Origin of the sequence: Maribacter polysaccharolyticus (genome assembly GCF_028882255.1) — a bacterium.
Taxonomy (GTDB): domain Bacteria; phylum Bacteroidota; class Bacteroidia; order Flavobacteriales; family Flavobacteriaceae; genus Maribacter_A; species Maribacter_A polysaccharolyticus.
In genome coordinates this window covers 671,942-698,366 of the sequence record NZ_JARBUY010000003.1, presented here as the reverse complement: position 1 = coordinate 698,366, position 26,425 = coordinate 671,942, and the positions used below count along the sequence as shown (strand labels likewise).

Below are 26,425 nucleotides of genomic sequence, written 5' to 3'. Positions count from 1 at the left end.
ATTATAATATTTTATACTTATCCAATTCAATATTTTACTACTCAGCTTCTTTTTTTTCAGCCTCTTTTAAATATGCTCCTTTTGGTCTTTTATAAGGCAGATAATTAGGTTTGGGAGACTGCTGCATCCGTTCATCTATTGCCTTGAATATTTGAAACTCTTCTTGGGGAATCCTTCCCGAGGTAATTGTATTTGCCCAACTGAATGCACCACCCGCACCAGTTACGGTTCTTACAAAACGATAGGCTTGTTCCACATCAAATAACAATGGTGAATTCTGACCATTCCAGGCTTGTCGCATAGGACTCCACCAATGCTTTAGCATGAACTTATTTTCTAATTCCGCCCAAGGCCGATTTTCAATTGACCTAAACGTAAATTCTTCGTATGCCCACGAATTTGGAGGTGCCCCGGTTACCAAAGGAGTTGGATGTCCCGTGGTAAAATCACTATGTGTTCCTGTAGGCAACAAATCAATTACCTTGTAATTCGCAGCTCCTTTACCGTCTGAACCAACGATGGTATTTGGAAAATAATTTTTTCCGTCGTTAACTGTTATTGCCAACCTTGGATCCACATCCTTCAGCATATCAACAAAATCGGTTATTTCACCGGGAAGGTACTTTGCATGATCTACCCAATAACCATCAACCAAACCTTTAAAACGTTCCGCAAAGCCTTTACAAAGTAATCTCCAAGCAGCACCTTCGTCTCCTCCGTGTTTCGTAAGGTAATAATTTGCCCATGCAGCAGCATATTTTGGATATCGATCTCTAAACACTCTAGTTGCAGGGCCATCCCCTGCTAAATATAAAATCACTTTCAACCCTCTATTTTTAAAAGCCGTTATAATATCGAGAATAATTTGCTCGTTAGCTTTGGAGGGAACTAAACCAGGATGAATTTCTTTGGCGATATCGATATAAGGATTATCCCTTAACGTAAAGTAACAACCACGTGCATTCATTGTGAAATTCGTAATTACATAACCAATGGTTTTAAGGCTATCTATTTGTGAAATTCCAACATTATAGTTAGCTCCTTTTGCTACCAAGCTGTCTAATTCAGCACCTCCAGACACCGGAAATCGCACGCTCCAAGCTCCAGACATCCATTTTGCAGTGGAATTCCTTGGCATTTTTTGCTGTACTGTAAATTTCTTTTTATAAGTAGAAACAACCTTTCCTTTTTCATCTTTAATGGCTCCAATTATATTAATAGGATGGCCCTTATTCGCATCCTGACCCACTAAATCAACCTTATACCCATTGGTCATTTGAGAAAGACTAAGGTAAGCCCCATCAGTGTAATCCTCCAAGGCTAAATATAATTGATAAGAGCTTTCAATGGTAATGGAAAAACTGTCTTTTATCGAATACTCGTTGTCGTTTATAGCGTACGTATGAAAAACGTTTTGGCCATAAACCACATTCTGGAAAAATGGCAACGTAAATACGAATAAAAAAACCAATTTATTTTTTTTCAATGTTGTCATAATTTTAAGGTTTTACTTTAAAACAATCATCCAAATTATGCCTATGGGCACGGTTAAACTTATATATAACCCGCCTTTGACAATCAAAAACAACCTTTACTTTATTGGTTGGATCAATACGGCTTTCAAACTCGAAGTTTTAGGATCACCTTCCACTAAGGAAACTGTGACAGTATGTTTCCCAGCCGTTTTAAATTCAACTATCCCCATATTATAATATTGATATTTCCCGGTAGCCGCCTGTTGGTTCTGCACCAAGAAACCCTCATCAGTCATTGTTTTCCATACCAAACGATCCTTGCCTTTATAATTCAAATCCAAATAATAATACCCAGGTTCATGTACATTTACCGTCCATGTTACCTTACCGTCGGTATCCCATTCACTTACTTGGTTGACATGCTTCCACTCGCCGAATTTTTCCATCCAACTTATTTCTTCTTCTACAGCAGCATTAACTTCAGCAAATTCTACCCGTAAGAGGGATTCGATATTCGGATAAACCCCTAAGGTGGTATCTACTTTTACATTTTCAACACTACTTTCCAGTTTTACTTCCAAAACCGAAACCGGTGAATCCGATGAACTGAAGGGTAATTCAAAAATTGTCCAGTCATTCTTTTTAGTAAAAGAAATTTCCTTTGAACCATTTTCACTTAACAAAGCTGCCGATTTGATTTTTGTTTCTAGGCCGGGCAGATACAATTGACCATCTTGGGGCCAATCAAAGACGGAAAGAAACAGTGAATTTCCTTTTGTGGTTACATCTCCCCAAGGCAAGGCATGTTGCCATGGCGAACTTCCGGCATCATAGATTACTTGCGGATATTTCTCAATCCATTTGCCCGCATCCATTAAAAAATTCCGCCCAATTTCAGGAATTGCCCCGTCAGGACCCGGACCTACATTGAATAGATAGGTTCCGCCACGACCAACAGTAGCTATAAGTCGTTTCAATATTTCTTTGGGACTTTTAAAATTGTTATCGTACCATGCATACGACCAAGAATCGTTATTGGTATCACAAGTTTCCCAAAGACCTTCTATATTCTTGGTAGGCACTTCCATATCCCCATTACTGGAATAATCCCCCATTCCATATCCCACTCTGCTACACATCATGGCATTAGGCTGTAATTCCCTGACCATATTGGCCAATTCAACAACATACTCCTTTTTCATATCCCCGGGGGTGTCAAACCATATAAAATCTATATCGCCATAGTTGGTACATATTTCCCTTACTTGTGGTTTACATTTGTTTTGGAAATAATCCTTAAAGCTTGCTTCGTTACCTTCTTCGTCAGTTTTTGGGCCTCCGGTAGCACCTGGCGATGTCCAATCCTGATTATGTGAATAGTAAAAACCAAAACCTAAGCCCAGTTCATGGCAAGCATCGGATAGTTCTTTCATGGGATCTCTACCGAAAGGGGTGGCATCCACAATATTGAAATCACTGACTTTAGAGTTGAACATAGCAAAACCCTCATGATGCTTACTGGTGATAATGATATATTTCATACCGGCATCCTTTGCCAACCGTGCTATTTTTTTGGCATCGAAATTTTGCGGATCAAAATCATTTGCGATTTTCATGTATTCCTTGGGTGGAATATCGGCAACCCTGGGATTCATTATCCATTCCCCAATACCGTAATATGTTTTATCTTTCCATACCCCACCTAATTTAGAATACAGCCCCCAATGGATGAACATCCCAAAATTACCTTCATCGAATAATTTCGCCTTGCCATCTTCAAGGTTTTGGAAAGAAACATTTTTTTCCCCCCACATCTCATTCATATCAACACTCTTATCTTTAGGTACCGTGCCTTTTTCTTGGGCATACCCAAACGATATGCTTAAAAGCATCATTAGACAATTGAACAACATATTTTTCATGTGTCTATATAATTTGTTTTTATTGGTCACATGTAGCTTCCTTTGGGTCATTCGCTTGGATATTGACCGATCATTAGGGAAGTTTCATTGCATACCAGATTATTTAAGTTTTGGAATTAACCTGCTCCTTAGCAATAATAATCCACCCGGGGCATTAAAACCGGGGTGGATTATTGAAAGGTTATAATTTATATCTTGCCCCAAGCGTGTAAATAGGTCCTTGCCGGGTTAATTGGGTAAACAAGGATGGATCGTTATTGGTATAATCACGTCTATCACTAGCAGTAAGGTTTTGACAGCTTACCGATAATTGTAAATCCTTGGTAACTTCAACGTTTGCACGTACATCAAGGCGATCAAAAGCATCAGTATAAGAAACATTTGACCGAATATCACTACCTCCACCTATGTTTCTAAGGAAGCTACTACGGGTGTTGTAGGCCACACGTAGACCGAAGATATCACCATCATAATACACGACAGAGTTAAAGTTGTGTTTTGAAGAACCGGGAAAACTATTATCATTCTCGTTGATTTCATCATCAAATTTACTGTCTACGAAAGTGTAGTTTGCCTGTACACCGAACTTTCTGAAAGCATGGCTGATAAAACTTAAAGGTTGTCTAAAACCAACTTCAAATCCGTACAACTGTACGCCTGTATAATTCACCGGACTCGTAATGTCGAATAATTGGTCATCAAGACCTGATACATCAACATCAAAATTTATATCCCCAAAGTCGGAAAATTGAGCATCAAATGTAGTTTCATCTATAATAAAGTCATCAATAAGTTTATAAAAACCACTAAGAACAAAGGCACCACCGGCATTATTGTACCACTCACCTGTGGCATCAAATTGCCAGCTATTATATGGTTGCAGGTTCGTATTTGACAAGGTTGCCGTACCATTTGTAGATCCAGCGTCAGCAGACTCCGGATTGATGAAACGAACTGTATTGGTTGGTCGTAAGTCCAGATAATCCGGTCTAGAAACCGTATTGACCGCTGAGAAGCGCAGATTGAAATTGTCTTTTAGGGCAAAGTTCAAATTCAAGGAAGGGAGTACATCCCACCTGCTAGAAGATGCAACAGTTGGCACACCGTCATATTCAATTGTACCAATGGCTTCAGAAGGGTCGGTCAATGTAATGGTAGAGAACGCAAGGCCCTCGACGTCCCAGTTTACGGCCCTTACCCCTATATTACCAGAAACGGGAACCCCGATAAAATCAGATTTGAAATCCAATTGACCATAAACTGCAGTTGTATTTTCGGTTAACTCCCAAGAATTGGATGTAAGTAAAGGAAGGTCACCGTCGGTAACATTAAATAAGTCCCCTTCAAACGAAGAACCTGCGGTTTGATTAAAAACATCGGGGTTGTTAGCCCTTAACAAAGCTTGATCAACGGTTAACCAACGGTTATTGCCAATATTCCTACCCTTGGCAAAAACGGGATTAAGAACACCCGTAACATAATTATCAAAATAGGTTTCCTCATCAAGATAATCCGCACTCCATGGTTGGCCCGCACCAGCTAACTGTGCTTGTCTACTGTTTAAATCAGTAGTACTATAGCGCCCCCCTATGCGTACTTTTAGGTCCTCGCCAAAGGCTTTTTCAATATCAAGACGAACTGCCTGATTATCACCTTCGAACATTATATCCCTCAAGAAGACATAATCCCTGACATCGGCATTATCAACATTGGTCGCCTCAGCTTCGTCATATCCAAAAACCCCATAGTCACTATTTAAATCAAAACTTAATGAAGGTACGTTTACCCAAAGTTGTGTAAATGTGAGTCTTTGATCAAAATCTATATTCGACAGCGAATAATCCGCCACTATTTTCCAGTCGTCTTTCTCCCAATTTAAATTGAACCCCGCCATATACATTGACTGAAGGTTATCATATTGTGTAGGCAAAACCGCTGTTCTGGCCGTTGGATTGTTAGAGCCAGTAGTATCAAAACCCCTTAAGACATTATCTTCATCAATACTCAAGTCCTCACTGGAAAAGGTAGTGTTGTTTGTTTCCAGTTGTGGAAACAACCTGAATTGATTCCGAGTGGATCGATTGTCAAACTGAGTATACAATAAATCCGCATTCGCTTCTAAATTTTCTCCGATTTTGAATTGTACTGCAGTTGAAATACCAACCCTATCCACCGAATTACGCACTGGATTAAATCTGGTTAAATTCGGAGACAAGACATCCTCATGTGCAATATCGCCTACCCCGTCACCATCGGTATCTTCATTGATATTTCTTGAAAGATAGCCCATAACGTAAGAGTCAAAAGCCCGTTTTGAAGTACTTGTAATGGCTGAGACCACCAAACCAAATTTATTATCATCGGATCGTAAACCAAGTAACCCACTTATTCGTGGCCTGAATGCCCTATTATCCCCATAGTCATTGACATCCCCTCGAACATTGAATACCGCGAAATAATTTTTATCATCCACATATCGCAAAGAAAGGGGTTTTACCGTCTGAAAATCCACTGCGCCACCCAAACCAGGTTCAATGAGGTGTGCCTCCGATGATTTGTAAACCACTGCACCTTGAACGACTTCGGTTGGCAAAACGTCCAAATTAAATTGCCTCAATTGGTCTATACCTTCAGAACCTGCTGATAGCGGTGTTCTTCCATTAACTGTTATATTCACAAACTGTGGACCAACACCCCTAACGGAAACGCGGTCTCCTCCTCCATTACCGGAATCGTCACGTTCTACCTGAAGCCCTGGAACCCGTTGTAAAGCATCTGCTATATTTTCATCGGAATAATTTCCTATATCCTCCGGAGTGATTGCCTCAACAACACTGGCCGCTTCCCTTTTAACGGCTATAGCCCTTTGTTCCGCACCTCTAAAACCGAGGATAACAATTTCATCCAGTTGAGCAACATCTTCCTTTAAAACCACATTTATAGTACTGTTTTCCCCAATGATTTTCTGCACAGTAACATACCCTATGTAAGAAAACCTTAAGGTTCCGGTACTGGGAACATCAAGTTCATAATCACCATCAAAATTGGTTGTTGTTCCTACATCAGTTCCCTGCACAATAATCGAAACCCCGGGAACAGGCTGACTGCTTTCATCTACTACCCTCCCCGTAATTCGCTTTTCTTGTGAAAAAGCAAAACAACCATGTAAAATAAGCAGTAAAAAAAACAATTTACTTAGTTTAACACTTTTCATAATTATTTAATAGTTTAAATTAGTTTTAATTGATTCTATTCTGTATCAAAAGAATCGAAAAACCAATGAAACAACATGCTGTAATCGGTTTAATTCTTTCTCACATCAATCATTGATAAAAAAATCAACACCATAACTAGTTGTTTTTTTCCCCTATTTACTTAACCACCGAATTAAAATAAAAATGAACATACCCATCGATATCCATAAGTCAATCCATATAAAATCCAATATGCGATTTAAGGTTACCATACCCCAAAAAAGCATTTTTGCAAGCTATAGATCATATGGACATATTTACTGTAACCCGGATGATCCCGGACAACAGCCATTGGTGAGGCAAACATGTAATTGGATATATTAAAAGGTGCATGGTCCCAAATAACTTACCAGCTATTCAAGTTTATTGATTATGATAAAAAAACAAGGTATCGTTGCTTCTATTTTTTTAGAAACTCGGAAGGGGATACACCGTATAATTTTTTAAATGAAGTGGAAAAATAGGACGGGGATTCAATACCTATTTGATATATTACCTCTGTAACGTTAAACCCTTCATTGCTTTTCAGTAATTCGGCGGCACGTTGTAGTCTATAGTTTCTTAAATACACATTGGGAACCTGACCCGTAAGTTGTTTTAAACGCCTGTAAAAGTGGGAAGTACTCAACCCCATGGCGGTTGACAACTCTTCAACGCCAAAACTCGAATCGGAAATATTCTTATCGATAACGTTAATGATATCATTTAAAAATTCTTTATCCCTTGTAGATATTTCAATATCCCCATTTGGCAATGAACTGTTTTTGGCAAAGTGCTCCTTAAGTTTAAGGTTATTCTGTATTAGCTTCTTTGCGCGTAACGCCAAATGCTTTAATGAAAAAGGTTTACTCATATATTCATCTGCCCCAAGCTCCAAACCTTTTATCAAATTTTCGTCATCTTCCAAAGCCGTTAAAAGCAATACCGGGATATGGCAAGTTTCCGGATTTGATTTGATATTTTCACATAGCGCAAATCCATCCATTTTTGGCATCATTATATCACTGATTACAAGATCAGGTTCTTGTGCCTTAATTTTTTCCAATCCCTCCAATCCGTTTTTAGCCATTAAAATATTATAACCGTCAGAAAGATAACTTCTCAAAAATATCTGAAGATCCTCTTCATCCTCAACAATAAGTATGGTATACTTCGGCTTATCGTCATCCTTTTTTTGATCTATTTGATCGGTTTTGTACTCACTGGGTAACGGCACCCAATCCTTAATATAGGATTTGTTGGCGGTATCGATTTCGGAAGAATCATAATCGTTATTTGGGATTGATGGTATCAGGACAGAAAATCTGGTTTCAACATTTGGTTCACTTTTTACCGTAATTTCCCCTTTAAAAAGGGCCACCAGTGATTTGCAAAAAGCCAAACCAATACCGCCGCCACTGATATTTTCTTTTTTGTTCCCCAATTGGTAAAAGCGTTCAAAAATATTGTTCAGATCTTTGGCCGGTATCCCTTTACCCGTATCCACAACATCTATTTTTATCAGTGTATCATTTTCCTTGTGTATGATATCGGCCTCTATACTGATATTACCATGTGAAGGGGTGTTTTTAAAGGCATTCGATAAAAGATTAAAGAGTATTCGTTCTACTTTTTGAACATCGATAACTATTTCTTCATTAGGTGAACCAACCTTATAAAAGAAATTTATATCCTTTTCAATAGCATAATTTTCAAAGGCTTCCGTAGTGGGGTAAATAAAGTTACCAAGTGTTATTTTGTTCAGGTTTAAACTTACGAAACCTTGTTCGGCTTGCCGGAAAGTTATTAATTGATCGGCCAAACTTAGAAGTCTTTTCGTGTTTTTCTGAATAATGGCCAGATATTTTGATTGGGTTTCGTCTTTATTCGTTTCGATGATTTGTTCCAAGGGACCGGCTATAAGGGTCAAAGGCGTCCTGAATTCATGGGACACATTAGTGAAATAGCGAAATTTACCTTGGTTGATAATATCCATTCGTTCCTTATCCAATTGTTCATAGTTCAACTTTTGTTTTAATTTTTCGTGCTGAATGAAATAGATCATAACGCCGGCACAAATTAGTAGTATAAGGACTATGAATATTAAATAGCTCCACCAGGTTTGATACCATGGCGGCAATATCCGAACCTTCAAATTTTTAATTTCCGGACTCCACACCCCATCTCCGTTCGCTGCTTTTACCTTAAACGTATACTCCCCGGCAGAAAGGTTGGTATAGGTTACGGTGCTCTTGCCACTTTCAGATGCGATCCAAGTGCCATTGAATCCTTCTAACTTATAAGCCAACTTGTTTTTTGCCGGAGTAGAGGTGTGTTCTACAACCAATTGGAACGCTATCGATTGTTCATTTTGGCTTACGGCTATGCTTTCTGTTTCGGATATCGACTTTTCAAGTATTGTTTTATTATTGAATTTCTCCCCTATTTTAACTTCTTTATTATTAACCAACAAGGAGGTAATCTGTATTTTAGGAGGTACGGTGTTTTGTTTTATGTTTTCCGGTTTAAAAATGGTCAAACCATTCAATCCCCCAAAATAATAATACCCCGATTCCCCTTTAAAATAAGCCCCATGCCGAAAATTGTTTTGCGCTAAACCGTCCCTAACATCGAAAACATCGGTTTCATTGGTTTCTGTATTGAATTTCACCAACCCCATGTCGGTACTTATCCAAAGATAAGTCTCGCCTTCAGGTAAGATCCCATATATGGCATCATCGGGAAGCACATCATTTTTTCTATAACAATCTATTATGATAGGACTACCGGAATGATTTACCGTGATTTTGTTTAAGCCACCTCCGAATGTTCCCGACCAAATATGTCCTTTTTGGTCTTCATGCAAGGAAAAAACATTGGAATAACTTAATTTTAAAGCACTATTTTTCTCATCGGACAACCTACCGTCAATCGTTATTTTCCCGCCATCGAATGTGCCATATAACAAGCCCTTATTCGTACCAAACCAAACTGTATTGTTCGTGTGTTTCAATAACGTATGGCAAATGTCCCTTTCTTGTAAATCAATAAATGATTTCACATCCAATTCCGGTAATGACCCCTTTTGAATTTTAGACCACGGGGTTTCGATTACCGTAATTTCACTGCCCACGAGAATGAAGTTGGCCTCATCTATCTGAAGAATATCCCGGTAGACTTGATCTGGGAGGGTTTTCCCATCTTTTTTTAAAGCTACCTTTTTAAACCTTTTACTTGATGGTTCGTAAACAAATAAGTTCGATTCCGTTCCAAACCATATAAAACCCTTTTTGTCTTCGTAGATACATCTTATCGTCTTATTTACCGGAAATGGGATTTTATTTTTTAAATTTTCAAACTTGAGATTGAATACGGTAGTATCGCTAACCTTGGTCGTACTCCTTAACAAATCGTTATTATTATATACGGACACCCAAAGCCTCCCCTTATTATCCTCCAATATAGACGTTATCAGGTTATCGGTTATGGCATCGCCATCATACGGGTTTTTGGAGTAGTTTATGAATTGTTTCTGGGAAATATCCAATTTATTGATCCCACCTTGGGCCGTTCCGATCCATAAGACCCCATAATTGTCTTGAAAAACAGCATTGATATAATTACTACTTAGCCCAAGGTTGTTTTTTGGACTATATCGATAGTTTAAAAACCGGTCTTCTTTTTCCAAATATTTCAAAAGTCCGGTATTCACCGTCCCGATCCATACATCACCATTAATATCTTCAAAGATGGTGTTGATATGTAAAGGGTGGATTTGTGTTTTTGCCGTACCGATATGATCGATGTTTTTAATAACATGTACCCTGTTTTCCTCAAGTGTCGTTTTGAATAAACCATTCTCGGTTCCTATCCAAAAAATATTGTTTATGCTTTTTATGACCGTGATGTTGGTATTTTTGAATTTTTCTAAATCTACCAGTGTTTTGATTTTTGGATTTTGACCTAAGGAATCCCGGTCCAATTCTATTTTTTTTAGACCGGAGGTGGTGGCTACTATCAATTCGTCATCACCGATAAAACCAAAATCATTTATGGAGGTAATGTTCGGATAGCCCTTAAGAAGGTTTTTAGAAACATTCAGAACACCATTTTCCGCGCTTTTTAGTATACAATGGTATAATTGGTTTTCTCCTGAAAACCATAAATCCCCATTTGACCCGGAAGTTATATGGGTTACTTCCAATTTAGACGGTAGTGGCACGGTATAAAACGTTTCAAGCCATGGTATATATAAATTCATACCCACATTTGTCCCTATCCATAACACTCCATTATAGTCGCTGTGTAAACTGGTTAAGTTATTACTGGAAATTGACCCATTCGTTTTGGATTGGGTAGTATAGGTCTCAAATTCATAACCATCATATTTGATCAGTCCGTTAGGAGTCCCAAACCATAGGAAACCGTACTTATCTTGGGCAATGGTATTTATCGTATTTTGATTGAACCCTTCTTTATTGGAAAACCTATCAAAGTTTTGGGCATTGGCCAAGAACGAATTAGAACCACTTAACAGCATTAAATGCAAGAACAAAATACATGTTGCTAATCTGGTAACCGTTTGCATGAAATTGGTTTTAAAAAATATCCATTACCGTAAAAGTAAGTACTGAGGGGCAATCAATACACTGTTTCTTTTGTTTTTTGCCCACTTATACAACTACGGAAAGGAGGATCAAAATCCTACCGAACAAGATTTTTATTCTATCCCTAGAATTCAAAATTACTACTACATTTCGATTTACTGTAGTACGTTCAACTTTTCACGGTTTTTGTGCTATTTATATAAGGCCCATTTTAAATTTACATACATAGAACCGCCACCTAGGTCTTTTCCCAGAGTTTCCCGTTTTCATAAACCCATGGATCGGGTATTCGCAGTATGTTGTCCATTCCCTTTTCCGATATTGAACTTGTGAAAATCCGATGCCATACTAAAGACCATGGATAATCTTACCAGAACAAACAATACAAAACAGCGATGACAACGCAAAGAACAAAAGACCCGATATTGAACAATGGGGAGGTTTCGAATAGTTTTTTGGACAAGGTAATTCCTTTGGCATCATCTTTCCCTTTGGTTTCAAGATGGCTTACCCCCATAATGATCATCATGGTAAAAACTGCCGTCAATCCCATTTGGTGCATCCAAGGTTCCAAAGCCGCAATGGGAATATATTTCAACAACAAAGCAATCGGTATGGATAAAAGAGCACCCCAAATCGCCCCATTATTGGTGGTTTTTTTCCAAAAAAGACCTAAAACAAACACCGCTAAAATACCCGGACTTACTACCCCTGTCCATTCTTGGATAAATTGGAAAGCTTGGTCGATCCCTCCCAAAAGTGGTGCCATGACCACAGCGATGATCAGAGCAACAGTGGCTGAAATACGCCCTACATTCACGGTAGTCTTGTCATCGGCATTTTTATTGATGTATTGTTTATAAATATCCATTGTGAAAATGGTGGAGGTGGAATTCAACATCGATGCCAACGACGAAACGATAGCTGCCGCCAAAGCCGCAAAAGCCACACCTTTCAATCCTACGGGCAAGAATTGCAACAACCAGGGATAGGCTTTATCGGCTTGTTCCATGGATGGAAGGTTGAGCTGCCCAGCTTCTCCCAATCGTGCCATGATCGAAGGGTCGTTGACCATCACATAGGCTGCTATGCCTGGAATCACGACAATTAAAGGAATCACAATTTTCAAAGCTGCAGCCAATAAAATACCCTTTTGGGATTCCCCCAATGATTTTGCGGCCAATGTACGTTGTATGATATACTGGTTGAACCCCCAATAGTATATATTCGCTACCCATAAACCACCTACAAGGACCCAAATACCCGGCAAATCCAAATAATTGGGATTTTTACCCCCATCGGCAGTGAATTCCTCCAAAATCATATGGAATTTTTCAGGGGCAACTTCCATTACCGTATAAAAACCGGAGAGAAGCCCTTCGCCACCGGAAACCGTATTCAAGGCCAGATACGTGGTCGCCAATCCACCTAAAACCAAAAACACCACCTGAATTACATCGGTCCATGCAACAGCCGATAACCCACCATATAAAGAATAGGCGGCCGCAAACAATGCCAAACCAATAACGGCATATATCATATCAACACCCATAATGGTTTCTATGGCCAATGCCCCCAAATACAAAACCGAAGCCAGATTTACAAACACGTATAATGCAATCCAAAAAACGGCCAGTATGGTCTTTAGGTTGGTGGAAAATCTTTTTTCAACAAACTCGGGAATGGTATAAAGTCCTTTCTGGATAAATATGGGCAAAAAGTATTTCCCCACAATGATCAACGTGATCGCCCCCATCCATTCATAGGAAGCAATGGCCAGCCCAAGGGCAAACCCCGACCCCGACATTCCAATGAATTGCTCTGCGGAAATATTAGCGGCTATCAGCGAGGTTCCTATCGCCCACCATGGCAATGATTTACTTGCCAAAAAATAGTCTTCCGCATTTTTTTCATGCCCCTTTTTATCACGGGACACCCATAATCCCACTCCCAAAATCAATACGGCATATGCTATAAAAACGGCATAATCCCAAAATCCAAATCCACTTGTCATAGTTGCTTATTTAGTTTCTTTAAGTTGGCGTTATCACGAACAACGGTTATTCGATTCCATGGCATAAAGCCCCATAAGATGTTCGACAACGCTACGAATTTAAGAAATATTTTTAAATAAAACCTACTAGTACCTACTAGTATTATTTAAAATATTTCAATACCTTTGCCGCATGGGTATTATCAACATTGAACAAAAAAAAGGGACTCCGAAATACAAGCAGATCATCGCTTCGATCGAGGAGGCCATTATTGATGGTAAATTGAAAAAAGGCGATCAATTACCCTCAATAAACTTCATCAGGGATACCTACAAACTTTCGCGGGATACCGTTCTAATGGCCTTCAATGAATTAAAGGCCAGAGGCATCATACAATCGGTCGTCGGAAAGGGGTATTATGTCCTGAACGAGGATATAACAGTTTCCCAAAAAATATTCTTGCTCTTTGATGAACTCAATTCATTTAAAGAGGACCTGTACAATTCGTTTCTTGAAAATTTGGAAGAAAACATCAAAGTTGAAATTTTCTTCCACCATTTCAACCCTGAAATGTTCAACAACCTGATCTATGAAAGCAACGGCAATTACAATTATTATGTGATAATGCCCGCCAACCTGAAGCAGGCAAATTCAGCCATTGAAATTCTACCGAAAGACAAGGTTTATATCTTAGATCAGATTCAAGATAATTTGGTCCAATACGCTGCCATATATCAAAATTTTGAAAAAGACATCATCAATAACCTTAGCTCCGTACTACATCTGATCGAGAATTACAGGGAATTGATCTTGCTTTTCAATCCCGACAGACAACCCCAAGGCATGCTTGATGGCTTCAACAAGTTTTGCGCATCGAATGGCATTGAAAATTCGGTAATTCAATCATTACAAGGGCGCATCCCTAAAAAAGGGGAGGTATATATAATCCCCGACGATAAAGATCTATTACGGATCATCAAGAGAATCAAAGAAGCCGGATTGGTACTTTCCAAAGACATTGGGATCATCTCCTACAATGATACGTTGCTCAAAGAAATCGTGGAAGGTGGGATCACCACCATTTCAACGGATTTTTATGAAATGGGGAATCAATTGGCAAAAATGATCCTTTCCAAGGAAAAACGTCAGATAGAAAACACCTCCAACCTTATTCTTAGAAATTCATTGTGATTCCAATACATGCCTATGTCCAATTCGAACCATAAACAGGATACAGAAAACCATATAGCCCCAGGACGAAGAACTACAGCCTTAAAAGGTACGCCCCATATTGGGTCTGAGGCTTTCCCTGATGGTTCCGTTCCAATACCCGGAAATGGACATAACATCGTTTGGAGCCTATAATTTAATACACGACAATAAAATGAATACATCTTTATTAAAAAATGTGAAGAACGAATTCGTCTCTAAATTCGAAAGTGAACCCGTTATGGTTTTCTCCCCCGGCAGAATCAATATCATTGGGGAACATACCGATTACAACGATGGGTTCGTATTCCCCGCTGCAGTGGATAAAGGTATCGTAGCCGCCATTAACAAAAGTGATTCCGATAGCTGTACAGCTTACGCCTCCGATAAAGAAGAAACCTTCCTGTTTTCATTGAAAAACCTTGACCCTTTAGCCCAGGGGAGCTGGCAAAACTACCTATTGGGGGTTGTTGCCGAAATTCAAAAGATCGGTAAAAGCGTTGGAAACTTCAATATTGTTTTTGGCGGCAATATTCCCGTAGGTTCCGGTATGTCTTCCTCTGCCGCTCTGGAAAACAGTGTGGTCTTTGGCTTGAACGAGGTTTTTAAATTAGGATTATCCAAACATGAGATGATATTGATCTCACAACAGGCAGAACATAACCACGTTGGGGTCAAATGTGGCATTATGGATCAATACGCCAGTATGTTCGGTATTGAAAACAAAGCCCTGTTACTCGACTGCAGGACCATAACCTCCGAATCTTTTGAAATTGATTTTCAACACCACGAATTCGTACTAATAAACACGAATGTAAAACACAGCTTATCGGACAGTGCATACAATGATAGGCGTTCGGTATGTGAATCGGTTGCCAAAATGCTCAATATTCCCGCTTTACGGGATGCCACCGAACTTGACTTAGCATCGATAAAGGATAAGATAAGTCCAGAAAACTACCAAAAAGTACGCTACGTCATTCAGGAAAACGAACGTGCGATCGCTGCCTCAAAAGCCATGCAACAAGGTGATTTGGCAGCCCTTGGAAAACTACTTTACGCTTCACATGAAGGATTGCAAAACCAATACAAGGTAAGTTGCGATGAATTGGATTTCCTGGTTGGGCAAGCCAAACTCAACGAACATGTTTTAGGGGCTAGGATGATGGGTGGTGGCTTTGGCGGTTGCACCATAAATCTGGTTGCAAAAGACGGGGCGGAAAACTTTAAAACTCAAGCTTCAAAAGCTTACAAAGCCCAATTCAATAGAGAATGTTCAATTTATGACGTAAAACTTTCCCAAGGAACACATTTACTAACCTAATTAAACTTAATATCAATCAAAATGAATTCGGATCTACAGGATTATTCGCATAAACGCCTTAATATTTTAACCGGGGAATGGGTTTTGGTTTCACCGCATCGTGCCAAACGACCTTGGCAAGGTCAAAATGAAGCGGTGTCCAACGAAGTACGCCCCGTACATGACCCCAATTGTTATTTATGTGCAGGAAACAAAAGGATCAATGGGGAGACAAACCCAAATTACGAAGATGTATTCGTATTCACCAACGATTTTGCGGCCCTGCAAACCGGTTCCAAAGAATTCACTATAGAGGATGGCCTGCTTACCGCCCAAAGTGAGCAAGGCATTTGCAAAGTAATCTGCTTTAGCCCCGACCACTCAAAAAGTTTGGCCGAAATGGATCCCTCGGAAATTGAAAAAGTGGTCTTTGCCTGGCAACGGGAATACAAGGCACTTGCAGATAATGATTTTATCGAATACGTTCAAATATTCGAAAATAAGGGGGCTGTTATGGGCTGTAGTAATCCCCATCCACACGGACAAATATGGAGTCAATCGAGCCTTCCCAATGAAATCATCAAAAAGGATGAAAACCAATCAGAATATTTCAATAAAAAAAACCGCAGTCTTTTAGGGGATTATCTCGACCAGGAGCTATCAAAACAAGAACGCATTATTTTTGAGAATGATGCCTTTGTGGTGCTCGTCCCTTTTTGGGCCGTTTGGCCTTATGAAACCATGATCGTCCCAAAAAGGCATCAGCCCAACATTCTTGGATTAAAAGGCCATGAAACGTTGCTTTTTGCCGAAGCCATTTCGGTTTTAACCAAAGCGTACGACAAACTATTCAACACTTCCTTCCCGTACTCGAGCGGTATACATCAAGCCCCCACCAATGACAAGGACAACAGCCATTGGCATTGGCACATGAGTTTTTATCCGCCGTTATTGCGAAGTGCCACCGTAAAGAAATTCATGGTAGGTTATGAGATGTTCGGCTCGCCCCAACGTGATATTACCGCTGAATTCGCCTGTGACCAACTAAAACAATTGATAAAAGTGTGACCCTTTCAAGGACAGGGACCAACCCTTTTCTTTGTATAGGGAGTAATTTCCTTATTCAAGAGCTCTGATCTTTGGAGACATGCACTTTTCCCTGTCGTAACATATCCATATATACAATCCCCTCTCCGGGCGAATCGATATTTTCCGGACCCCATACCCAATCCGATCGGGTCCCATAAACAAAAAAAGCCCTCCGCTATCGGAGGGCTTTTTACTTCTATAGGCGGTAAGACTTTCCGCCCTTGTCCAGACCGGTCCCTACCCGCTACTATCACCGAAAACTAAAAAACCCCCGTAAAACGGAGGTTTTCTTCTTGTACGGGCGGAGAGACTCGAACTCTCACACCTTGCGGCACTAGATCCTAAGTCTAGCGTGTCTACCAATTCCACCACGCCCGCATACTGAATACGATAACCTATTTGGTTATCGGGATTTAATTATTATATACATTTAACCTTATTTCAAGAATCAACTTTTAGGGAACATTAAAAAAGAATATTTAGAAGGGAAGCCTATTTTATCAGACACCTTTATTAATTGTTGTCACGCTGATTTTTCATATAATTACCCCCTTAGGATATAAATTTTTACGTACTAGTTTTATTACAAAAAAGCTGACGGTAAAATCTTGCCAACACAAAAAATCGGAACTTTTTCAAGCAAAGATTTAAACTAAAGAACCCGATAGGTCAAGGGTTCATAAACTTAGCGATTTCCTGCATGCTCAATTTGGGATTAGCGCCATCGCTTTTAGCAACCAAGGCTCCTACGGCACAACCAAAATCGATAGCCTCCTGTGGCCCTTCCCCATTTAGCAATTTATAGATTACCGAAGCCAAAAATGAATCACCAGAGCCTACGGTATCCAAAACCTTAATTCTATATCCACTATTATAATAAAATACATTCCGGTGATACAATACAGCACCATACGCCCCTTTGGTTACGCAAATGGTTTCAATTTGAATCTGTTCGGCCAAAAATACAATCGTCTGCTCCATGGAGTTAAATTTGGAACCAAGATATTCAGCCACTTCATACAATTCGTCATCATTGAATTTGACAAAATCGGCTTGCTGTATCAATTCCAAAAGCAGCTTCTTCGAATAATATGGTGCTCTTAAATTTACATCAAAAACCTTGTAAGGTGCTATTTGCAATAACTCCATTAAGGTAGCCCTCGATGTGCTATCCCTGCAGGCAAGACTACCATAAATAAAAACATCACTTTCTTTCAACTGTTTTTCATAACTACTTGTTGGGGTAATTTTATCCCAAGCAACCGGATAGGAGATATCATAGGTTGCCACCCCACTACTATTTAAATTAACTTTGACTTGACCCGTACGATAAAGTGAACTAATCTGAATCCCATCGGTATTGACCCCACGATTATTCAGATAGTCGATTATCCTATTTCCGTATTTACCATCGCCTACACTACTTATAATACTTACGTCTACATCATATGACCTTAGTCGTAAAGAAACATTCAAGGGAGCCCCGCCAATCTTTGAGTGTGTTGGGAAATTATCGAATAAAACCTCACCAAAACAAATCACATTTAATTTTTTCATAAACCAAACTTTAAATAAAAGACACGAAGAAACCACTCTCCGTGCCTAATAAACTAACTCAAACAATTTCATCTTATATTAATATCCAGGGTTTTGCTTATAAAGACCTCCCGTAAAGTCTATTTCCCTTTGTGGAATTGGATAGTACTCATCCCTTCCGGCAGTAAATTCTGCATTTGACAAGAAATCCCTTTTGGTTTTTTCCTCGGTCAAATAGGCATTCAACACTTCTGCAGCCTCTCCCCATCTTACCAAATCAAAGAAACGAGGTCCTTCCATCCCAAATTCCAATCTTCTTTCAAATTTTAATGCTTTCCAAGCATATTCTTTATTTGGAAAAGAAAGGTATTCTTGTACATTATAAATATCCGTAGCACCGGCATCGATTTGACGTTGGGTACTTGCAGCTGCACGTGCCCTAACCTGATTGACCAAGGGCAAAGCCTCATCCCAACGATCCAATTGTATCAAGGCCTCTGCCTTAAAAAGTAAGATATCGGCATATCGAATAAAATCAACATTCTTTGAAGTACCCACAAACGGCCCTTCCTTCACGTAACAGGAGCAATCCGGAGCTTGTTGTTCCTTCATATTCCCAAAATAACCATAAACTCCTGGATCCCTGGCCCAAGTAAAGTTATAAACCATATCACCTGTTGTATTCACTGTATTCCTATATTTAAAAGGTCTTCCTGGGACTCCTACCGTATGATCCAACCTAGGATCAACCGTTAATCCTGCAGCCGGCGTTACGGTTCCATCCTCATTAACGGCAGTGAGTATATCCGTATCGTTAAAACTATCCAATAAAGGTAGTCCTGCTTCATCGGTTCTAAACGCGTTTACCATGTTCTGACTAGCCAAATGAAACCCACAACAACCATATAACGCAGATCCATGTGGGGAATTAAGTCCTGTAACAAAACTCACCCTACTAACCTTGGTACCATCATTTATAGAAAATTGGGCGGCCCAAATAGATTCAGGACCATTATCAAAACCATCTAAAAAGTTGTTGCCATAATCTGCCTCAAGACCTGCCACAACCTCATCAGCATAATCAATCACCTCTTGTAGCCTGGCCGGATTTATTGTGGTGACCTGATGTTGGTCATTTTGCTCATAGGCTTGGTAAAGCCTAAGTTTGGCCATATAGGCTGCAGCTGCATTTCTATCTGCCCTGCCAACCTCATCTTGCGATTGGGGAAGATTGTTATAAGCAAAAATAAAATCCTCCGCAATTGTATTCCACAATTCATCGTTCGGCACATCATTGGAAACCGCCGCTATTTCTTCTTGGGTCAAACCTTCCTTTATATAGGGTATTTTCTTGAACAACAGCTTCAACATAAAGTGGGAATGCCCTCTTAAAAACCTAAGTTCCGCCTGTCTTAAAGTCTTATTTGCATATTCCGCATCAGGTATGTCGTTGATTACGGTCAATGCAAAATTAGCCCTTGAAATGGCCTTGTAGTAATTGGTCCATGTGCGGGGTGCCATCCAATCCCCATAATCTGGAATGGTTAAGTTATATTGCTCATAGCGATCTACTACATCTACATCACTTCGGCCTCCACCGCCTTTATAAGCATCATCCGATCGCACACTTCCATACACCCATTGATGGGTCAAAGGCCCGATCATCTCATCATTGGCAATCCCTGCATAAGCTGCTACCACCAATGCTTCCGCATTTTCCGCAGTTGCTACGTTCTCATTGGATAGCACGCCCTCCGGTTCATATTCTAAAAAATCCTTGTCACAAGAAGCCAGAAATAATGTAACCAGCATTCCTAATATTAAAAATTTATTTTTTTTCATGATTTTCTTTTATTAAAAATTCACATTAAGTCCTAAAGAAAGTACTGTGGGAACGGGAATATTATCTACTGTGGTACGTTCTGGATCAGAGCCTATATAATCTTTCGGAGTAAACCAGAATAGGTTTTCCCCTTGAAAATAAATGCGTAAACCGGTCATTCCCCCTAATTTGCCAATTAAATCCTCGGGCAAGGAGTACCCCAATTGTAAATTCCTTATTTTGAAATACGAATTCTTCCTATATAAATAATCAGAAGTTCTAAGATCATTAAAGGCTAGTGAGAGTGATGGAATATCGGAATCGGTATTAGTTGGGGTCCATGCATCAAGAACACCAAGTCCGGCATTCTCCCGGCCCTGTGTGAAATTGTTCCATAAGATATATGGATCCTGCCCTATTCTACCCGCAACACCTGATCCGAAAACAGAGAAATCAAAATTACGGTATGCCAAATCTACACGAATACCATATTCAAGGTCTGGCAAGGTATTCCCAATAAAGTCGCGGTCATCACTATCTATTACATTATCCCCGTTAAGGTCTTGGAATTTTAAGCCTCCAGGTCTTGCCCCAACCTGTGCAGGACTGGCATCGATATCGGCCTGACTTTGGAACAATCCATCCGTTTTATAACCAAAGATGGAAAATTGTGACTGACCTAGGATAGAATTCTCTGCCGTTCCGGGAAAACCTGCCCTAACTTCTTCAGGCAAAAAGGTTATCTCGTCTTTGAAAGCTCCAAAATTAGTAGATACCGCCATTGAAAATCCACTATCCCACATTTTGGAATAGGCCACCGATAGCTCCCATCCTTTTGTTTCTGTGGTAGCCCCATTAAGAACACGCTGTTGTCCTTCGCCAATAACTGAGGCGATTGGAGGTGTAATCAAGATGTCACTTGTTTCTCTGGTAAAGTAATCGAAAGTACCTACTATTGCATTGTTAAAAAGCCCAAAGTCTACACCAAAGTTAAATTCCTTGGTAGTTTCCCACTTAAGCGCCGGGTTCGCAGCTTGAATTGAAACAAATCCTGAAGGTAAGGTTCCCCCGTTATTACCTCCTAAATCATAAGCTGTTCCAACATTATAATACTGGTTGAAAAAATCAGGAACAAATTGATCTTGGTTGGGACCATATCTTGATTCGTACAAACCAAATCTGGCCAGGTCACCAATAGATTGGTTACCAACTTCACCGTATCCTGCACGGAATTTTAAATCCGAAACCGCACCTTCATCATTGAAAAAATCTTCTCTGCTAATTCTCCATCCCAAAGTTGCGGCCGGGAAAACACCATACCTGTTTTCTTCACCAAATCGGGAGGAACCATCCCTACGCACGGTCACTGAAGCTAAATACTTATCTGCAAATGCATAGTTCAATTTTCCAAATTGTGACAATAGGCTGCTTCCACTGGAACGACCTGTATTGGTCCTAGCTCCTGTAGCCGCATCCAGAACAAAATAAGATTCCGTTTCTACCGCAAAACCATCGGCAATAGCGGTAACCGAATCAAAATCATTTTTAATGGATTCTGTTCCAACCAGTAGACCAAAACGATGATCTCCCAACTCCAAGTTGTAATTTAAAGTATTGGTGAACACAACGCTAGTAAATTTATTGGTGTCCAAAATCAACCTATTATTGCTCCTATTGACAAATCCATTGGCTACCTTGGGCTCTATATCCTTACGTTTGTAGTCACCATAATCCAGACCAATGCTAGTCCTAAAAGTTAAATTGTCTATTATTTGGAGTTCGGCAAATACATTACCAAAAATATTGGTCCTTTCCGTGTTGTCCCATCTATTCAAATACTGCATCAAAACAGGGTTGTTACGATCCGAATACCCTGCCCCCAATGGCCCACCATAATTACCGTTACTATCAAACAAAGGAATGGTCGGCGCCAAACTAATTGCCAATGCAGGAGTTGGGGCGCTACCAATATCGGTAGAGGCCAAAGTTTCATCCGAAGTGGTGAAAACCGTATTGACCCCAACCTTTAATTTATCATTGAACAATTTGAAATTGGAATTCAATTTGCCTGAAAACCTTTCGTAACCCGTATACTTTAAAATGCCTGTATTCTTAAGGTGCCCCAAATTAATGAGATGAAAAGATTTATCAGTGCCCCCCGAAATGGATACTTCATTATTGAAAATATAACCTGTTTCATATGCTTCATTCTGCCAATCCGTATCTCCCACCGGCACGCTGACATCACCACCAACATAAGGCTGGAGCGTTACACTGTTCAGCACTGGATTATTAAAATCGCCATTCCAATCAAAATTATAAATCTCGCCATATCCACCGGTCGGATCAGCACCATCATTGACAGACGCCCTCCATAAAGCTTCTCCTCGCTGAATGGAATTCAACATATCGTATCGCTGTTTTTTTTCAGACTGCACAGAAATATTCGAATTTATAGTTACCCTGTACTTTTCATCTCCTCCTGATTTAGAACTATTTTTGGTGGTTACGATAATTACCCCATTACCTGCCCTTGATCCGTAAATGGAAGAGGCTGAAGCATCTTTCAACACTTGAACTGATTCTATGGTACTGGGATTAAGACCTGAAAAAACTTCTTGCCTAACCGTTGGAACTCCATCAATAACATAAAGAGGGTCGTTATTTCCCAAGGTGGTGACACCCCGAATTAAAATTCGACTACTAGTACCGTTGGGGTTACCCGATTTTTCAACAAAAAGTCCAGGCACCCTACCTTGTAAGGCCTGCATGGCATTACCCGAACTTAAACTTTGACCTTCCACCGGACCAAGCTCCACAACTGTAACAGCTCCTGTTAAATCGGCTTTTCTTTCAGTTGTATAACCTGTTAGTACTATCTCATCTAACAATTGTGCATCTGCCTGTAAAACAATATTAAAAGAAGTTTGACCATTTACCTGGACCTCAACTTTTAAAAAGCCAACATAACTTACCGAGAGTGTAGCATCCGCGGGTACTTTATCAAGTGTGAAGTTCCCGTCAAAATCCGTCGTTGTGCCAATGGTCGTCCCAGATACAACCACAGAGGCACCTGGCAGTGGCATACCATCATCCTGGGAGGTCACCGTACCATTTATCCGTTCTTGGGCCAATAACCCCAAGGGAACAAATGTCATTAGTAATAAAAAGAGTTTTAGTTTCATAATTGAGTTTTATTTAGTTAATATTCAGTTCATTTACTTCTAGAAAATCAAGAACAAAGTCTTCGCTTGCCGACTCTATTGAAAGTGTCTCGAATGGCGCATTGGGAAAGAAAATCTCAGTCATTACCGTAGATCCTTCATCAAAAAACAATTCTATTGATGTCTTATCAAGGAGGATTGTCCCGGACAACAATGCATTGTCGGAAGATCGTTTGGCTTTGCTGACCTTATTCGAAAACCTATCGGAAAACCCTGTTTTACCGGAATTATGACGATCAATGAAAAAACTATTATCACCCCCATTGTATCCAAAGGATAATTCGTCTCCTTGTTTATTGGAAAGTTTAAAAGTGAAACTATCTTTCTTTACATCTGAAATACTGAAACTTATTGCAGTTCGTGAGAGATTTACCTTTTCTGAATCAAGAAGTGCCGACAGCCCATTCACGGCAATTCTTTCTTTCTTATACTTTACACCTTTATAAGCGTCTAATTCATCAACCGGATCAAATGCCAACCTATAGGTTTCCGCATCCTTGATCAATTTCACTTCCCTTGCCACGGTCATGGCACTTCGCCAGGTTTCAGTAGGAACTTCATTGGCATATTCCCAATTGGACATCCAGCCCATATAAAATTTCCCGCCGTTCTTGGAGGTGACATTGGAAAAAGTAACCCCGGCATAATTGTCCTTCCCAAAATCGATCCAAAAGTTCTGACCCTTGTTCAGGACTGTTTCAAAATCCTTATCCATGCTAAATTTTGTCCCATCAAAGTCCCCAATAAAATATTGCGTAGCACTACCCCCATTTGGACCCCCAGGATTTACACTTACATAGAGGACCCATTTGGTTTCATTTGTACCCGCTACAGGCATTTGAAAAAAATCCGGACATTCCCAAACACCACCATGTGTTCCGAGATCCTTTCTCATATCCCCTCCAAAATATGACATCAGTTCCCATTTTTTAAGATCCTTTGAACCATAAAACATCACTTTGTCATGGGCAGCCAAAACCATAACCCATTTTCCATGTTCCTCGTCCCAGGATACCTTGGGGTCCCTGAAATCCCTAATTCCGGGATTTTCAATAACCGGATTCCCTTCATATTTTGTCCAAGTAAGCCCTTCATCCAATGAATAGGCTATTGCCTGTGACTCGACATCGATCCCTTCCGCTTTTTCAATTTCCATATTATGATATGTGAACATGGCGATTATCGGTACTTGGCCTTCTTTCCCAAAGCCCGAGGAATTTTGCAAATCAACCACCGCACTTCCAGAAAAAATATATCCCATATCATCAGGGTATAATGCAATGGGCTGCTCTTTCCATTTTACCATATCGGTACTTACTGCATGGCCCCAATGCATGGGTCCCCATTTATTACCGTCTGGATAATGTTGAAAATACAAATGGTAATACCCATTGTAATGGAACATCCCATTGGGATCGTTCATCCATCCTACCTTGGGTGTAAAATGGTAATTTGGGCGATACAGCTCTTCTTCGGCATCTAAAGGACTTTCTTGTTGAACAACAACGCCCTTGTTATCTTTTTCCCGATGTTCCTTGCATGCAAAAAATATACACAGGCCTGCAATGGCAAGTACTAATTTTAATCTATGTTTTTTCATACTCTAAATAAATTGGGTTTAAATCTTACACATTTACACTATTCAACCACATTGCCTGTTTTAGTATTTGCACCTTCTGATTTACTTAAGGATTTGCTCAAAGCCTCCAAGGAAACCCCCTTTGTTTCAGGCATAACAAAGGCTACAAAGAGCAATTGCAAAAACATCATAAAGGCAAAAAAGGCAAATACGGTTCCTGCACCGATCGATGAAAACAACACAGGGATCAACGACGGGATCACTGCCGCCAAAATCCAATGAACCGAGCTACCAAAGGATTGACCAGAGCCTCTTAAGTGATTTGGGAAAATTTCGGATATGAACACCCAGATTACAGTACCCTGCCCTACGGCATGTGCGGCAATGAAAAGGAACAGGAATATGGCTACGGACATTCCTTCCCAACCAAAGAAGAAAGCACAGGACACCAAGGTCAGTGACACTATATATCCAAAAGAACCTATATACATTAATTGTTTGCGACCGAACCTATCGATTAGAAATATACCCACAAGGGTAAAAAGTAGGTTGGTGACCCCTATTCCAATACTGCTCAATAATGCCGTACTTTCTCCCAGACCCGCCTCTTCAAGTATTCTGGGGGCGTAATATAAAAAGGCATTTATACCAGATGCTTGATTAAAAAAGGCCATACAAAAAGCAAGAATCAATGCAAAGCGGTATTTCTTCATAAAAATATTTTCGCCCGGTGCCTTATTTTCGTTTTCCTGATTAATTTCCAACATCATTTTCTCTGCATTCTGGCCAGGGTTTATCACTTTAAGTACATTAAGAGCTTTTTCGGTACGAAACTTGGTCAGAAGCCACCGAGGGCTCTGTGGTACGGTGGTGACAAATAGTGTGTAGATTACAGCGGGAATGGCCTCTACCCCAACCATCCATCGCCAAGCATTTTCTCCAATACCACTTAACAGGTAATTGGATAAAAAGGCCACTAATATTCCAAAAACGATATTGAATTGATACAGACCTACTAGTTTCCCCCTATCCTTGGCAGGTGAAATTTCAGAAATATAAGCCGGAGCGGCTATTGTTGATGTCCCTACACCCAACCCTCCCAAAAATCTGAAGAATGCAAAGGTTATTGGGTCGTTTGCAAATGCAGAACCTAAAGCGGAAACGGTATAAAAAACCCCTATCCAGAAAAGCGTTTTTTTTCTACCCAGCCTATTGGTAGGTATCCCCCCCAATAATGCTCCTACAACCGTCCCCCATAAAGCCATGGCCATAACCACGGTTCCATGGAACACATCTGAAGACCCCCATAAAATCTGTAATTTTTTGTCCGCTCCAGAAATCACTACGGTATCAAAACCAAATAAAAATCCTGCCAAAGCCGCAGTAATAGACCAAACCAATATTTTCTTCATATCACAATTATTAAATACGA

General features: G+C 39.9%; 13 protein-coding genes and 1 tRNA gene. 3 read left to right on the top strand and 11 right to left on the bottom strand.

Features of this window, described 5'->3' with window-relative positions:
- Positions 1 to 37: 37 nt before the first annotated feature.
- The 5 genes from PHU20_RS12520 to PHU20_RS12500 all read right to left on the bottom strand — a co-directional run bounded on the left by PHU20_RS12520 (position 38) and on the right by PHU20_RS12500 (position 13,251).
- Positions 38 to 1,495 (bottom strand): hypothetical protein, encoded by a 1,458-nt coding sequence (locus PHU20_RS12520; RefSeq protein WP_274825715.1) that lies wholly within the window; start codon positions 1,493 to 1,495, stop codon positions 38 to 40.
- A gap of 96 nt (positions 1,496 to 1,591) precedes the next feature.
- The gene (locus PHU20_RS12515; protein WP_274825714.1) at positions 1,592 to 3,397 is read right to left on the bottom strand and encodes an alpha-L-fucosidase; all 1,806 of its coding nucleotides are present in this window, start codon (positions 3,395 to 3,397) and stop codon (positions 1,592 to 1,594) included.
- A gap of 181 nt (positions 3,398 to 3,578) precedes the next feature.
- Positions 3,579 to 6,611 carry a TonB-dependent receptor gene (locus PHU20_RS12510; RefSeq protein WP_274825713.1) on the bottom strand — a complete coding sequence of 1,011 codons (3,033 nt, stop codon included), beginning with the start codon at positions 6,609 to 6,611 and terminating at the stop codon, positions 3,579 to 3,581.
- A 440-nt stretch (positions 6,612 to 7,051) separates the two neighbouring features.
- On the bottom strand, positions 7,052 to 11,218 hold the full coding sequence (locus PHU20_RS12505) for a hybrid sensor histidine kinase/response regulator transcription factor (RefSeq protein WP_274825712.1): 4,167 nt from the start codon (positions 11,216 to 11,218) through the stop codon (positions 7,052 to 7,054).
- A 386-nt stretch (positions 11,219 to 11,604) separates the two neighbouring features.
- Positions 11,605 to 13,251 (bottom strand): sodium/sugar symporter, encoded by a 1,647-nt coding sequence (locus PHU20_RS12500; protein WP_274825711.1) that lies wholly within the window; start codon positions 13,249 to 13,251, stop codon positions 11,605 to 11,607.
- A gap of 172 nt (positions 13,252 to 13,423) precedes the next feature.
- Between PHU20_RS12500 and PHU20_RS12495 the strand changes: the two genes are divergently transcribed.
- From PHU20_RS12495 to PHU20_RS12485, 3 genes are all read left to right on the top strand, one after another.
- Positions 13,424 to 14,422 carry a GntR family transcriptional regulator gene (locus PHU20_RS12495; RefSeq protein WP_274825710.1) on the top strand — a complete coding sequence of 333 codons (999 nt, stop codon included), beginning with the start codon at positions 13,424 to 13,426 and terminating at the stop codon, positions 14,420 to 14,422.
- A gap of 193 nt (positions 14,423 to 14,615) precedes the next feature.
- Positions 14,616 to 15,764 carry a galactokinase gene (galK, locus tag PHU20_RS12490; protein ID WP_274825709.1) on the top strand — a complete coding sequence of 383 codons (1,149 nt, stop codon included), beginning with the start codon at positions 14,616 to 14,618 and terminating at the stop codon, positions 15,762 to 15,764.
- Between the two features lie 21 nt (positions 15,765 to 15,785).
- Entirely contained in the window at positions 15,786 to 16,811 is a 1,026-nt protein-coding gene (locus PHU20_RS12485) for a UDP-glucose--hexose-1-phosphate uridylyltransferase (protein ID WP_274825708.1), read from the top strand.
- A gap of 317 nt (positions 16,812 to 17,128) precedes the next feature.
- Here the strand turns inward: PHU20_RS12485 and PHU20_RS12480 are convergent.
- The 6 genes from PHU20_RS12480 to PHU20_RS12455 all read right to left on the bottom strand — a co-directional run bounded on the left by PHU20_RS12480 (position 17,129) and on the right by PHU20_RS12455 (position 26,405).
- Positions 17,129 to 17,210, bottom strand: a tRNA-Leu gene (locus PHU20_RS12480).
- A gap of 291 nt (positions 17,211 to 17,501) precedes the next feature.
- Positions 17,502 to 18,389, bottom strand: coding sequence for a carbohydrate kinase family protein (locus PHU20_RS12475; RefSeq protein ID WP_274825707.1), 888 nt, complete (start codon positions 18,387 to 18,389; stop codon positions 17,502 to 17,504).
- A 78-nt stretch (positions 18,390 to 18,467) separates the two neighbouring features.
- Entirely contained in the window at positions 18,468 to 20,210 is a 1,743-nt protein-coding gene (locus tag PHU20_RS12470) for a RagB/SusD family nutrient uptake outer membrane protein (RefSeq protein ID WP_274825706.1), read from the bottom strand.
- A 12-nt stretch (positions 20,211 to 20,222) separates the two neighbouring features.
- The gene (locus tag PHU20_RS12465) at positions 20,223 to 23,375 is read right to left on the bottom strand and encodes a SusC/RagA family TonB-linked outer membrane protein (RefSeq protein WP_274825705.1); all 3,153 of its coding nucleotides are present in this window, start codon (positions 23,373 to 23,375) and stop codon (positions 20,223 to 20,225) included.
- Positions 23,376 to 23,388: 13 nt separating this feature from the next.
- A complete protein-coding gene (locus PHU20_RS12460; RefSeq protein WP_274825704.1) occupies positions 23,389 to 25,014 on the bottom strand; it encodes a glycoside hydrolase family 32 protein in 1,626 nt (541 codons plus the stop codon).
- A 38-nt stretch (positions 25,015 to 25,052) separates the two neighbouring features.
- Positions 25,053 to 26,405 (bottom strand): sugar porter family MFS transporter, encoded by a 1,353-nt coding sequence (locus PHU20_RS12455; RefSeq protein ID WP_274825703.1) that lies wholly within the window; start codon positions 26,403 to 26,405, stop codon positions 25,053 to 25,055.
- Between the last annotated feature and the right edge of the window lie 20 nt (positions 26,406 to 26,425).